General features: G+C 47.8%; 10 protein-coding genes. 4 read left to right on the top strand and 6 right to left on the bottom strand.

What is annotated here, in order from left to right:
- Position 1: 1 nt before the first annotated feature.
- The 3 genes from B5D42_RS08725 to B5D42_RS08715 all read right to left on the bottom strand — a co-directional run bounded on the left by B5D42_RS08725 (position 2) and on the right by B5D42_RS08715 (position 1,559).
- Positions 2–679: a response regulator transcription factor gene (locus B5D42_RS08725; protein ID WP_078831101.1), complete on the bottom strand. Its 678-nt coding sequence runs from the start codon at positions 677–679 to the stop codon at positions 2–4.
- 461 nt (positions 680–1,140) lie between these two features.
- The gene (locus B5D42_RS08720) at positions 1,141–1,368 is read right to left on the bottom strand and encodes a hypothetical protein (RefSeq protein WP_078831099.1); all 228 of its coding nucleotides are present in this window, start codon (positions 1,366–1,368) and stop codon (positions 1,141–1,143) included.
- A gap of 8 nt (positions 1,369–1,376) precedes the next feature.
- Entirely contained in the window at positions 1,377–1,559 is a 183-nt protein-coding gene (locus tag B5D42_RS08715; protein ID WP_078831098.1) for a hypothetical protein, read from the bottom strand.
- Positions 1,560–1,663: 104 nt separating this feature from the next.
- On the opposite strand from B5D42_RS08715, the gene B5D42_RS08710 reads away from it, so the two are divergent.
- From B5D42_RS08710 to B5D42_RS08700, 3 genes are all read left to right on the top strand, one after another.
- Positions 1,664–2,167, top strand: coding sequence for a pyridoxamine 5'-phosphate oxidase family protein (locus B5D42_RS08710; RefSeq protein ID WP_078831097.1), 504 nt, complete (start codon positions 1,664–1,666; stop codon positions 2,165–2,167).
- A gap of 164 nt (positions 2,168–2,331) precedes the next feature.
- Positions 2,332–5,145 carry a TonB-dependent receptor domain-containing protein gene (locus tag B5D42_RS08705; protein ID WP_078831096.1) on the top strand — a complete coding sequence of 938 codons (2,814 nt, stop codon included), beginning with the start codon at positions 2,332–2,334 and terminating at the stop codon, positions 5,143–5,145.
- A 44-nt stretch (positions 5,146–5,189) separates the two neighbouring features.
- The gene (locus tag B5D42_RS08700; RefSeq protein WP_078831312.1) at positions 5,190–6,662 is read left to right on the top strand and encodes a beta-helix domain-containing protein; all 1,473 of its coding nucleotides are present in this window, start codon (positions 5,190–5,192) and stop codon (positions 6,660–6,662) included.
- A 306-nt stretch (positions 6,663–6,968) separates the two neighbouring features.
- Here the strand turns inward: B5D42_RS08700 and B5D42_RS08695 are convergent, their stop codons facing one another.
- The 3 genes from B5D42_RS08695 to B5D42_RS08685 form a co-directional block, all read right to left on the bottom strand.
- The gene (locus B5D42_RS08695) at positions 6,969–7,430 is read right to left on the bottom strand and encodes a DUF983 domain-containing protein (protein WP_078831095.1); all 462 of its coding nucleotides are present in this window, start codon (positions 7,428–7,430) and stop codon (positions 6,969–6,971) included.
- A 51-nt stretch (positions 7,431–7,481) separates the two neighbouring features.
- Entirely contained in the window at positions 7,482–8,759 is a 1,278-nt protein-coding gene (locus B5D42_RS08690; RefSeq protein WP_078831094.1) for a UDP-N-acetylmuramoyl-tripeptide--D-alanyl-D-alanine ligase, read from the bottom strand.
- 122 nt (positions 8,760–8,881) lie between these two features.
- Positions 8,882–10,447: an SUMF1/EgtB/PvdO family nonheme iron enzyme gene (locus tag B5D42_RS08685; RefSeq protein ID WP_078831093.1), complete on the bottom strand. Its 1,566-nt coding sequence runs from the start codon at positions 10,445–10,447 to the stop codon at positions 8,882–8,884.
- A 331-nt stretch (positions 10,448–10,778) separates the two neighbouring features.
- Here B5D42_RS08685 and porU point away from each other — a divergent pair, with 331 nt between their 5' ends.
- Positions 10,779–14,189 (top strand): type IX secretion system sortase PorU, encoded by a 3,411-nt coding sequence (gene porU, locus B5D42_RS08680; protein WP_078831091.1) that lies wholly within the window; start codon positions 10,779–10,781, stop codon positions 14,187–14,189.
- Positions 14,190–14,244 lie beyond the last annotated feature (55 nt).

The raw sequence follows: 14,244 nt of genomic DNA, 5'->3' as shown, positions 1-14,244 counted from the left end.
GCTATTTCGCTTTAAAAATGTACCCCATGCCGATCATCGTATGGATCAGCTTCTGATCCCGGTCGCGGTCAATTTTTTTGCGGAGATAATTCACATATACATCCACCACATTGGTGCCGAGGTTGAACTGTATATCCCAGACATGTTCCAGGATTTCCATACGGGATAAAACACGGTTCTGGTTTTTAATAAAGAATTCCAGCAACCTGTATTCGGTGGTGGTCAGCGCCACGCGTTTGCCGCGGCAGGTAAGGTGTTTGGCATGCGTGTCGAGCACCAGGTCGGCAATACGAAGCAGGTGATCTTCATTGTGGTTATGATTGCTGCGCCTGTACAGTGCATTCAGCCGTGCACTTAATTCAGTAAGCTTGAATGGCTTTGTCATGTAGTCATCTGCGCCGCTGTCGAGGCCGGCAACAATATTTTCAGTTGTACCAAGCGCTGTGAGCATCAGGATAGACGAACGGACATTGGTTTCCTTGATCTTACGGCAGATATCTATTCCGCTGATGCCGGGTAACATCAGGTCAAGGATCACTACATCGTAATAATATTCTTTAAGCATTTGCAGGCCTGCATGACCATCCGGAGCGGAATGGATGCGCAGGCCCTTCTCTGAGAGTCCTCTCTCAATAAGCGAAACGACGGCAGTTTCGTCCTCAATAAGCAGTACATTCATATAGATCAACAAAATAAAAAAAATCTGCCGAAGGAAAAATTAAAATTCTGCTAAAATATACGATTTGTATAATATGTTGAGCCGCGCTATCCCTTTACAGTGGCTCATTTCAGCCTGTTGTGCCAGTGTTGTGCCTTCCTTCCGGGTTAGCTGCATTTGCAGTAAATAAAGCAATGAAAGAACTTGTTGAAAATTGACGATGATACAGTTGATGATGATCATCACAGTGATCTCTTTAAAACCTGTTTCGATATTATTATATATAAGAGATAGATTATTATGATGCTAAAGAGTATGCCTGCCAGTGTACATATATTTCCTGCAACCCCAGGGTGCGGGCTGATCATTGCGCCATAAAAAGGATACAAAAAGTTCTGCAGCATACTGCCGCAATTCCATATAATAATAAGGGTAATGCCTGTCTTTTATTAAATACAGGATTCATTGGTGTGGGGATAGGATTACTCAGTTTGGTCAATACAATTACCGATCGCGTCTACCAGGTCCTGCGGGTGTTCCTCAGCCGACTGCCAGGCGCCGTTATTCCTGGTGAGATAATCGAAAAAGACACCATTCAATGTTACGCTGTAAGATACCGGCAGCTTGTATTTGTCTGCATGATCTGTACGCACGCGCCCTTCCATGCGCTCGCCATCGTAAATGAAGCTGATCATAAAATCTTTTTCCATAGTTATCCTCAGGGTTTCTTGCGGTCGTTTTTAGTACTGCTGTGGACTTCTTTGCTGTTATGGGTCCGGTTATCGCCTTGTAAACGCTGTTCTTCGTTTTTACGGCTGTCGAGTGTTTGTTTGTTATCTGGCCTGTTTGAAGCGCCGGTTGCTTTGGAATGCGTTTGACCTGAAGTTGCTGAATTTTTCATGATTTGTTGTTTTATGAATTTCAACCATCAAAAAAGCCGCCAGCCGATCCTGTTGCGTTATTTCCCCGGCATGGCTATTGTGCGGAAAGAGGAAAAAAGGTAATATGTCAGTATCCAATTTATCCAGTACCGAAGCCGTACAGAAGATCAGGGATCTTACTGAGGCTGCCTCCGTGTGTCTGTTCGCTACCGCCCTCGACAGGCAGCCCATTGCAGTAAGACCAATGGGAATCCAGCAGGTAGATGAGGAGGGCAACCTCTGGTTCTTCAGCAATAAATTCAGTGATAAGAATGAACATATAACTGCCAATAGCAAAGTGCAGCTCTTCTTTTCCAACAAGAACGATTACGAGTTCCTGACCATTTACGGTGATGCGATGATCATTGTAGACAGGGAGAAAGCTGAATCCTTATGGACGCCGATTGCCAAAACCTGGTTCCATGAAGGTGCAGATGACCCGGAACTCACACTGATCTGCGTAAGGCCTCTTGATGCTTATTACTGGGATACAAAAAGCAATAAGATCGTTTCCCTGCTCAAGATTGCGGCAGGTGCCATACTCGGCAAAACGCTGGATGATGGTGTAGAAGGAAAAATAAAAATATGATCTGACACCCGGGAGGTGCCAGATCATAACAGTGCTGTGTTATGTTATTGTTATGTCCGATCGTTTTTAACACCTTATCTGACATTGTTAACATGCAGGTAATTTCTGCGTAACAATTCCGTAACAATGCCCGTCTACTTTCGCAGCATTAAATTGTCTACGCTGTGAAGAAATCAGTTCTGTTCTTTATTTTATGCTTACTGACTGCCGGTGCTTTTGCCCAGAAGGCGAAGGTTACGGGTAAGGTTACGAACACCAAAAATGAACCACTTGCCAGTGTTACCATCAGAATTGGTGGCGCAGCTAACGGGTTTACCAAAACAGATATTGAAGGCCGTTATTCTTTTTCTGTTGATGCAGGTAAAAAATACAGCCTCGTTGTTTCTTATGTAGGTTATAAAGACAAAAACATCGATGATATCAATCCTAAAACGGGTGATGAAACTGTGATCGATGTTGTAATGCAGGAATCATCTGATAAATCGCTCGAAAACGTAACGGTAAAATCTGCCAGCCGCAACAACGGCGCAAGGGGAGAGACCGTTAACGCGCTTATTTCCTTCCAGAAAAATACCAACACGGTTGCATCCGTAATTTCAGCGGAAGCGATCCGCCGTTCTCCGGACAAAAATACAGGTGAAGTACTCAAACGTACGCCTGGTGCAAGTATCCAGGATGGTAAATTTCTCATTGTAAGAGGTCTGGCAGAAAGATATAACCTCGCTATGCTGAACGGTATCCAGCTCGGCAGCACGGAGCCGGATAAAAAAGCATTCTCTTTCGATCTGATCCCTTCTAACATGATTGATAATATCATTATCAATAAAGCATTTGTTCCTGAACTGCCAGGCGAATGGGCGGGTGGTCTGATCCAGGTGAATACCAGGGATATTCCTTCCAAAAACTTCTTCTCGCTTCAGGCAGGAACCGGTTTCAATACACAGGCGATTGGAAAGGATTTCTACACTTACCAGGGTGGTAAAACTGATTATCTGGGTATCGACGACGGAACAAGGTCTTTACCGGGAAGCTATACAACCAAATCTGCTTTCGATGCGCTTTCGAGCAAAGACAAGGCAACCATGGGAAGCCAGTTCGAAAACATATGGAACCCAACTGTGAACAACGGTCTGAACAGGCTGAATGGTCAGCTGCAGATGGCCGGTGGTTTTACCGCGAAGCTGAAAGGCAGCGCCAAACTGGGTGGCATCTTCGGTTTAACTTATAACAAAACTGCACGTTACCTGAAATCAACCAACAGTGGTTTCAATTTTATCGGTAACGGAAGCTTTACTCCTGATTTTCATTTCAACGACGATAAATACAGCACAGATATTCTGTGGGGTGCACTGGGTAATGTTACCCTGCAGCTCAACAACAATAACAAGATCTCTCTGAAAACGTTATTCAATATCAATGCTACCGATTACACCACGATCCGTACCGGTGTGGAAGGTAATGGTAATGCTCTGCTCGACAGTTCACGCGGTTATGAAATGAGCTTTAAGCAAAACACCTTCTGGAACTCACAGATCAGCGGTGAGCACAATATCAAGCCAAACGTACTGAAGTTTAAATGGTACGGCTCTTTCTCACTGCTCGACGGGTATGTCCCTGACCAGCGCAGGATCTATTACCTGAAGAATAATTCCGTTGCAAACAGTCCTTACACTTTGCTGTTGTCTAACGTACTCTCTCAGAAAAGCGGTAACCGTTTCTACCAGAACCTGAGCGATTATATCTACACCGGCGGTGGTGATCTCGCTTATACATTCGACGCATTCGGATCCAAGCAAACCCTGAAAGGTGGTTATATGCTGCAGGTAAAAGATCGTCTCTTCGATGCGAAACCTTTCTCTATTTACCTGCCCAGGGATAATGCCGCGCTGCGACTGTTATCTCCGGACAAGGTGTTCGCTCCATCTAATTTCGGCGATGGTTCTGTGAACAGCAACATGCTTGCTTTCGATGCCATCAAGGGTAACCTCTACCGCTACGTGGCCAACACGATCCTGAATGCTGGTTACCTGCAGTTCGATAACCAGTTCGGTTCCAAACTGCGTGTGATCTGGGGTGCAAGGATCGAAGATTATGATCAGCTGGTGGGCAGCACTAAAAAATCTGATCCCCGTTTCAACAATACAAGGGTTACTGATGTATTGCCTGGTATCAACGCTACTTACAAGCTGAACAACCTGACCAACCTGCGTTTGTCTGCTTCTCAGACCGTTGTAAGGCCGGAGTTCAGGGAAATGGCAACATTCCAGTACTACGACTTTGATCTGAATGCTTCTGTACAAGGCCTGCCTACACTGCAGCGTACAAAAGTGACCAATATAGACCTGCGTTACGAACTCTATCCGGGCAGCGGCGAAGTATTCACGGTAGGTGCATTCTTCAAATACTTCGACAAGCCGATCGAAATGATCTACAACTTCGGAAGCGGTGGTGCAAGCGTGTTCAACTATGCTAATCCGGAAAGTGCAACCGCATTCGGTGCCGAGATCGAATTCAGGAAAAAACTCGATTTCGTCAGCGCCCTGAGGAACTTCACTTTACAGGCCAACGGTTCATTTATCAGGAGCAAGGTTAAAGACTCAAACCTGTTCCTCGACAGGCCATTACAAGGTCAGTCGCCTTACCTCGTTAACGTTTCACTGCTGTACGACCTGGAAAAACAAGGTCTGAATGCAACCCTGCTGTACAACCAGATCGGACGCCGCGTAACATTTGTGGGTAGCCTCGATCAGCCGGATATCTACGAGTCTTCAAGACCAGTGTTGGATTTCCAGATCACCAAAAAACTGGCTAAGAACAAAGCCGAGATCCGTCTGAACATCCAGGATATCCTGAACCAGACACTGTATTACTACCAGAACCCGGATGGCAATACATCTCTCGACAAATCAAAAGATCCGTTCCGTCTTACAAGGAAATATGGTACCAGCTTCGGCCTCACATTCGGTTACAACTTTTAAAAAAGCTTCAGATACAAATTATAAAAATGAATAAACAGAATACAATGAAAAAGTCGCTCATTTTGTTAACTGCACTGGCGGGACTGGCTGTTACCAGCTGCCGGAAGATTGAAGAAGATGGCAACACCATCTATGTTCTAACTCCAGGTGGAGGCGGTTCTACAGGTCAGACCATTACCCTGAAAGGACGTATCGACAAGGATACCGTGCTTCGTGCCGGAAACAATTACATCCTGAGTGGCCTTGTATACATGGTGAACAATGCTACGATGAAAGTTGAACCGGGTGTTACCATCAAAGGAGACTACCAGGGTGCAAACGTAGCTGCACTGGTTATTACCCGCGGTGCCAAGATCGTGGCAGACGGTACACAGGATGCACCGATCGTATTTACTTCAAATTCTCCTGTACCACGTTCAGGCGACTGGGGTGGAATAGTGATCTGCGGTAAAGCGAGCGTCAACTCAACTTACACCGGAACCGGCGGCGGTGCAGGTACCTTGCAGGTAGAAGGTGGTATTGATAATGCCTTCGGCGATGGTGTTGCCGGTGGTGGTACAACGCCTAACGATAACGACAGTTCTGGCGTATTACGTTATGTTCGTATCGAATATGCAGGTTACGCATACCAGCCTGATAAAGAGATCAACAGTCTTACCATGGCCGCTGTAGGTCGTAAAACTGTGATCGATTATGTTCAGGTTACTTACGCAAAAGATGATGCGTTCGAGTGGTTCGGTGGTACTGTAAACTGCAGTCACCTGATCACTTACAAAACACAGGATGACGATTTCGATACTGATAATGGTTTCAGCGGTAACGTACAGTTCGGTATCATCCTGCGCGATTCTGCGATTGCGGATATTTCAAGAAGTGAAGGTTTTGAAAGTGATAACGATGCGAGCGGTTCTATCAATACTCCGCAGACAAAAGCAGTATTCAGCAATATCACAGCAATCGGTCCAAGGGCAACACTGGCCAACAACGGCAACAGCCTGTTCCTGGCAGCGGCGCAGATCCGTCGTAACTCAGGTATCTCTATCTTCAACTCTATCTTCCTCGGCTGGCCCGCAGGTCTGCTGATCGATGCAAGAAATGGTCGTGCAGAAGACCTGAACGTGAAAGACAGCACCGTTCGTTTCAAAAACAATACCATTGCAGGTTGCGGTCCGCTGACCGGCACTGATGCAGCTTCTTACCAGTACATCGCTGCTCCTACGCCAACAGGCTGGAACACCGACTCTGTTAAGACCTTCTTCTCAAATGCTTTCTTCAACAATACCGTACTGACCAACGTATCTGATGCGAAGCTGATTGCTCCGTTCAACTACGCAGCACCAGACTTCCTGCCATTCGGCGGATCAAACGGATACCAGCCGATCCTGACCGGCGCAAGCTTTGCAGATCCTAAGCTTACCGGCACAGGTTTCTTCCGTACAGTAACTTTCCGCGGTGCCTGTGATGCCGCGGGTGTAGATGCAAACTGGTGGAAAGGATGGACAAGGTTTGTAAATTAAAGCAACAGTGATGTGAACAAGATCACTGAGTCACATAACAAGAAGAGCGGATCCCCAAAAGGTCCGCTCTTCTTTTATCTGCAAAAAAACTGACGTCAAATTCCAATCCCTAACTAACCAACCCCCTGCGCAATTTCCACCCGTCAAAACCCTCACTAATCCTCTGAACAATTCCACTCCACCAACTCCTCACTAATCCTCAGAACAATCCCACCCCATCAAATCCTCACTAATCCTCAGAACAACCCCACCCCACCAACTCCTCACTAATCCCCTGAGCCATCCATCAAATCCTCACTCCCAATCTCACCAATTATTCATCTGCTCCTTCACAACTCTTTCCGGCTTTTTAATGGGCTTACTTTCCCAGTCAGGATCATATTTTACAAACCAGCTCAGCCACAGGCTTCTTGATAAACGCATGATCAGCGGTTGCGCCGCGAAGAGCAGTACGAAAGCAGTACCCATCCAGTAAAAGATCCGGTTATCATTGATGGAGAATGTCATTCCTATCAGTACCTTCCAGGCTACAAAAGTTGAAACGAGCAGGGCTACTGCCAGAGCATAGCTTACATATCCGGTTCCGTAATAAAACCCCACTTCAATTTCGGTAGGCTGACCACAAACAGGACATTCCTTATGCATCAGCATGTTTTCCTTGAAGTTATAAGCGTTGTCGGTTTTGAAAATTTTACCTTCCCTGCACCTGGGGCACCTGTTGGTAAGTGCGCTGGTGAGATAGAACCTGCGTTTTTTACTGTTAGCCATGCTGCAAAAATACTAAAAATAAAAAGCGTGGCAGGCTGATAATCGTCAGCCTTATGCAAGTATCTTTTCCATCTGCATGCTTCTTGAGCCTTTCACAAGAATATGTGTATGTTCAAAAGCCTGTTGCCTGAACCATTCTGCGGCAGCTTCTGCATTGGCAAAATAAAGGAAAGGATGATCCAGCTTTCCAAAATCACCGCCCACAAGCACAACGGCTTTCCAGTTGTAACTGCTGATCAGCTCAACCAGCTGGCGATGCTCGGAGAGGCTTTCCGGACCGAGTTCCATCATGCCGCCGAGCATCAGTACTTTTTGCCCGGCAGGCAGGTGTGCAAAATTTTCGATAGCGGCCTTCATGCTGGTAGGGTTGGCATTGTAAGCATCAAGGATAATGCTGTTGGTGCCGCGTGTTACGAGTTGTGAACGACTGTTCGATGGGGTATAAGCTTCTATCGCAGCAACGATCTTTTCTGCAGGTACGCCAAAATGAAGCCCTACGCTTACAGCGCACAAAATATTCGGAAGATTGTAAACGCCTACTAATTTGCTGTGGATCAGGCAGGGGGTAAGTCCGCCTGTGATCTCTGCGGTAAGAAAGGGTTCGGCTGCATGTACTTTTCCTGTAACAGCACCGGTTGTTGTTCCGTATTGTTCAATATGCGGAATGCCGGCGCTCATTTCCTGAAGGTAGTCGTAGTCTGAATAGATAAATGCGGTGCCCTTATGTTCCCGCAGGTAATCGAAAAGCTCGCCTTTGCCCTTTTTAACGCCTTCCACGCCGCCGAATCCTTCCAGGTGAGCTTTGCCCACATTGGTGATGATGCCATGCGTTGGAGCTGTATAAACACAATAACCCGCAATTTCGCGCTGATGGTTGGCGCCCATTTCAATCACGGCCATCTGTGCATCTTTCCGGATGCTGAGCAAGGTAAGCGGAACACCGATATGGTTGTTGAGGTTTCCCTGTGTTGTATAAGTTGTAAAATGTGCCGCGAGTACAGCCGATACCAGTTCCTTGGTTGTGGTTTTACCATTGCTGCCGGTAATGGCAATAAAGGGAATACTGAACTGCATGCGATGATGATGTGCCAGCGCCTGCAAGGTTTTCAGCGTATCATCTACACGTATAACACGGCTGTCCGTAAAACCTGTGTCCTCATCTGCAATCACATAAGCGGCTCCCGCATCCAGGGCTTGCCGGGCAAAATGGTTGCCGTTGAAATTCGGCCCTTTCAGTGCAAAGAACAGATCGCCGCTTTTTAATTTTCGGGTATCTGTCTGAACAGAAGGATGGGCCAGGTATATATCGTATAATGCAGAGATGGTCACAGTGTTTATTTTAATGTAAACTTAAGCGGAATTGAGGAATAGGCAATGATCAGGCTGATGTACGGAGATGAAAAAGCCACCTCCGGGGAGATGGCTTTTCGCTGTATTTACCTTTCCTTTTCTTAACGTTTGTTGCGGCGCTGTGGAATGAACTGGCCTGTCTGCGCTTTGCGCGATGTGCCTTCTGCTGCGCCGTAGTGCGTCATGGCACAACGGAAACCGAGTGTATTGGTGCTCTGGTCTTCTTCCAGGAACCTGCGGGAGCCCGGACTTAACCAGTACGCCCTGTCGTTCCAGCTGCCGCCTTTGTATACCCTCGATTTATCTGAGATCAGGGTTGTTACACCATAACCATAGTATACATTGCTTGAAGAGTCTCCATCGAGGTAGTTGGTAGCATAAGAGCGCTGATAGTTACGCCTGTTGCGTAATGCAGAATCATCTTCAGGTATCATTTTGATACGGCCTTTGTCGTCACGCAGGTTGCCCTGACCGCCGCTCATATCTACTTTTTTGAACTCGTTACCACGGAACGGATTGAAATCATCGTTGTCGATGGTGTTCATCGGCCTGTACACATCCGCTACCCATTCACTCACATTACCGCTCATGTTATACAATCCGTAACCATTCGGCATGAATGAAGTTACTTCTGCAGGGATCGCCGCGTTATCGTTCAGACCGCCGGCTACACCCATGTTATCACCCGAACCACGTTTGAAGTTGGCCAGGAATGCACCCTGGTATCCGCCTTTCTGCGTATAACGGGAATTGTCGTAACCATTATTCTTCCAGGAATAGATCTGCTTGTTGGCAATCAGCTCTTCACCGCGTTTGGCACCTTTCTGCTTTTTCTGCGGGTTCTCTGCGATGTAACCATATGCTGCATATTCCCACTCTGCTTCTGTTGGCAGACGATAATCTCCATACAGGATACCATCTTCAAAATTTACTTTGGTCCTTGGTCTGCCCTGTGCATCTTTCAGCGGATTCTTTTTGGAAGCCGCTTCCCTGCCCGGAGTTGCCTGGTATTCATCCATCAGGTAAGCCTTGGTATTGAAATTATCCTGGCCCGACCCGTTCAGTTCTCTTTTGATCTGGCTTTTCTTATCCAGGTAGCCTTTACCCATCAGGGTAAGCTCATTCACCCTGTCCGTACGCCAGATACAATAATCCGTTGCCTGTTTCCAGTTAACACCTACCACAGGATAATAATTGTAAGAGGGGTGACGGAAATAATATTCCACATATGGTTCATTGTAGGCAAGTTCGCTTCTCCATACCAGCGTATCCGGTTTGGCCTGCTCTACAATGGAATCCATACCCGCCTGCCCGAATACATTATCCAGCCAGTACAGGTATTCACGATAGTGCACATTGGCTACTTCCGTTTTATCTATAAAAAAGGAGTTCACTGTAATCCTGCGCTGGATATTATTCCAGTCGCCCATCACATCTTCCTGCGTTGCACCCATGGTAAATGTACCACCCTGTACAAACACCAGTCCCGGTGCCGCCTTGATATCTTTCGGCTTCGACACATTGAAGTTGCCCTGGTCCTTATCGTTATAATTCCAGCCGGTTGCGGTGGATTTATCATGCTTCTTCTTAAACACATTACAGGATGCCACAGCACCTGCAACTGCCAACAGCCAAACGATGTTCCTGGATGTTTTCAATAACTGCATGTCAGAAAATTGGTTTTATAATAGGTTAAATGCTCAGGTAATCCGATTTACCGTATGCGAATATATATGTTTTACCGAAACCCGGATAACACCCGGCAAATGCTTACTGTTAGCAAAAGCCTAATATTCGCCCGTTCCGGCCGGAAAGATACGCTGCCGGCGGGAGCAAAATATGTTGCAGGTCCTTCTTTTATTTGTAGTGCTAATTCTACGGTACCAGTGGTAACTGCCTGCATCCAAACAGCGGAACTGCGGTTTTTCCGGTCTTTAAGCAGGAAAAGCAGCTGCATGCACAATTTATCCGCTGCTTATCCCTAATTTTTCATCCGTAATGATACTCAAACGCCTGCTGATCGTTGTTTTACTGTCTGGTGCTGTCTTCACCGCCAGCGCCCAGCGCCGGTATGCCGCCCATTCGGTGCTGGCTTCGGGCAGCTGGGCCAGGATCGGGGTTACCCGAGGCGGCGTTTATAAGGTTGATCTGCCGCTGCTGACATCGCTCGGACTGGCTTCCGGCAGCATCAGTTCGGCAGGTGTCCGGTTATATGGCAACGGCGGCGCAATGCTTGAGGAGAATAACAGTATTATTCCCCAGGATGACCTGACTGAAAACGCGATCGAAATGTCTGACGGCGGTGATGGTATTTTCAACGGCAGCGACTATTTCCTTTTTTACGCACCCGGCCCGCACCAATGGGTAAAAGACAGCATCAACCAGCAGTTCAGTCACCGGAAAAACCGCTATGCAGATACAGTTTACTATTATATAACCATCGGCGGTAACGGAAAACGGATCAGTCCGCAGGGGAGTAGCCCGGTTGCCAACAGAACGGTTAATAGTTACGACGAACGTTATTACCTGGAAAACGACCTTGTTAACCTGTTGAGCAGTGGCAAGGAATGGTATGGCGAAGAATTTAATGCCGGTACCTCTTCCCGGCACTTTACAGTCAGCTGGTCTGGTTTTGTACCGGGCGAACCTGTCGGTATCAGGGCGGATATAGCAGCAAGAACTGTGGGCGCTGCCAGCAGTTTCAGGCTCGGCGTGAACAATCAGCCTGTACAAACCGTTTCATTGCCCGGGGTGTCGGGCAGTTTCCTTGACATGTATGCGATCGCAACAAATGCCTCCGGAACTTTTATCCCTGCACAGGCAGCCCTGGATGTGGGCTTTACCTTTTTACCAGGTACCGCCGGCGCACAGGCCTGGCTGAACTGGTTCGAACTGCACGGCAGGAAATCGCTCGCCGTAACCGGCAGCGAACAGCTGTTCTTCCGCGACTGGCGGTCGGTAGCAGCAGGCTCCGTGGCTGGATTTACTGTAACCAATGCTCCTGCAGGAAGTGTAGCCTGGGATATCACAAACCTGGCAGACCCGGTAAAAATGAATATAGCCCTGAACAACGGCCAGCTCAGCTTTACCAACGATGCCGCAAGACTGCGCGAATATGTTGTATTCAATAGCTCAAATCTTTTACAGCCTTTTGCAGCGGGAAAAATGGTCAACCAGGATCTCCATGGAAGTTCAGCGGCGGATTACCTGGTGGTAACACATCCGGCATTTTTAAATGAAGCCCGCCGCCTCGCCGCTTTTCACGAGCAGCATCATGGACTGAAAACGCTGGTAGTAACCACCGAACAGGTATTCAACGAGTTTGGCAGTGGTAACGCAGACCCCGTGGCAATAAGGGATTTTGTGAAAATGTTCTACGACCGAGCGGCCGGTAACCAGGCATTGATGCCGAAATACCTGTTGTTATTCGGTGCGGGTTCTTATGACCCCCGGTATCGGTTGAAAGACAATACCAATTTTGTTCCCTGCTACGAAAGTGTGAATTCGCTGGATCCGCTGGTGACGTATAACACGGATGATTTTTTCGGTATGCTGGATGACAGTGATGATATCAATAACATAACAACACCAGCTGCGCTGGATCTTGGCATCGGTCGTATACCGGCAAGATCAGCATCGGATGCCACGGTGATGGTCAATAAAATAGTCCGTTACCATAACCGGCAAAGCATGGGCTCCTGGCGTAACCAGTCTGTTTTTGTAGCTGATGATGGTGATAATAACCTGCATTTATACGATACGGAAAGTTTAACCACAGCCGCGGCAGCTACGAATCCGCTGCAGAACCAGCAGAAGGTCTACCTCGATGCATTCCCGCTGGTAAGCGGAAGCGGTGGTGCACGTTACCCGGCGGTTAATGAAGCCATTGTAAACAGTGTTACGGATGGAGCTTTATTCCTTAATTACAGCGGACATGGCAGTTACCAGCGCCTTTCCGAAGAAGCTGTGCTTACGGCAGATGAACTGGCACGCTTCAGTAATGCAGACAGGCTGCCGCTTTTTATCACAGCCAGTTGTGATTTTGCACCTTACGACGACCCCTTAAAAAAGTCGCTGGGCGACCAGGTGCTGATGGGAGGGGAAAACGGAGCCATCGCCCTGCTTACTACTACCAGGCTTGTATTTGCATACAGCAACCGCATCATCAATGAACAATACCTGAGAGCGGCATTGCAACCGGATGCAAACGGCAGATATCCCACACTGGGAGAATCGGTGATGCGCGGAAAAAACAATACCGTGCAGGTTTCCGGCGATTACCTGAACCCCCGCAAGTTTGCACTGCTCGGAGACCCGGCTTTGCGGCTGGCCATCCCGGAACAGAAAGTGGTGATCACTACAATAAATAATCAACCGCTTACCGGTAATGATACGCTCCGGGCACTGGGTAATTACACAATAGGCGGGGAAGTGAGAGCGATAAGCGGCAGCAGGTTAAGCTCATTCAACGGTATGCTGAATGTGGTTGTGTACGATAAGCCTGCGGAATTACGGACCAGGGGAAACAGCGCGGGAAGCCAGCCGGCGGGGTTTCGTCAGCAACAGAATATTCTCTACCGGGGCAGCGCCAGCGTAACAAACGGCCTCTTCCGTTTTTCCTTTGTATTGCCGCTGGATCTGAGTTTTTTACCGGGCCGCGCACGGATCAGCCTGTATGCAACAGACAGTGTGAGAGATGCTGCAGGAACAGATACCTCGTTTGTGATCAGGGCAACGGCTGTAGCCGGTACGGATAATGAAGGACCGGTGATCCAACCTTATCTGAATGACACACTTTTCCGAAACGGCGGTCTTACCCATGAACAACCCCTGTTGCTGGCGAGGTTATCTGATTCATCGGGGATCAATACGTCGGGTAATGGCATCGGCCATGACATTACGGTAACAATAGACGGTGATGAAAGAAATGTACAGGTACTGAATGCATATTATACAGCGGATCCGGACACTTACCGCAGCGGAACAGTACGTTACCGGATGCCGGTACTCTCACCGGGCAGGCACTGGCTGGTGATCAAGGCCTGGGATGTGGCCAATCATTCCGGGCAGGCACGGCTCGATTTTGAAGTGGCAAGAAAAGATACGCTTGTGGTTACCCGGGTACGGAATTACCCCAATCCGTTCACTACCAGTACCACATTTTCGTTTGAACATAACCAGCAGGCTGCATTGCTGGATGTACAGGTGGTAATTTATAGTATGAACGGCAGGCTGGTGAAGCGGATTGCCCGCCAGGTCAATACTACAGGCACCCGTACGGCAGCTTTGAACTGGGACGGAATGGACGAACATGGCAGGAAACTCGAAAAAGGTGTCTATATTTACCGCGTAATGATCCGCAAGGGAGATGCCTCTTATGAAGATGCAGGGCAACTCATCCTGCTCTAAAAACAAGAACGCTGCATGAATTGATCTCTACCTGACCTTAACCCTTACGGCAGTT

The sequence above is a fragment of the Sediminibacterium ginsengisoli genome (genome assembly GCF_900167075.1).
GTDB lineage: Bacteria > Bacteroidota > Bacteroidia > Chitinophagales > Chitinophagaceae > Sediminibacterium > Sediminibacterium ginsengisoli.
The sequence above is the reverse complement of the archived record's forward strand: the minus strand, read 5'-3'. Positions and strand labels throughout refer to the sequence as shown.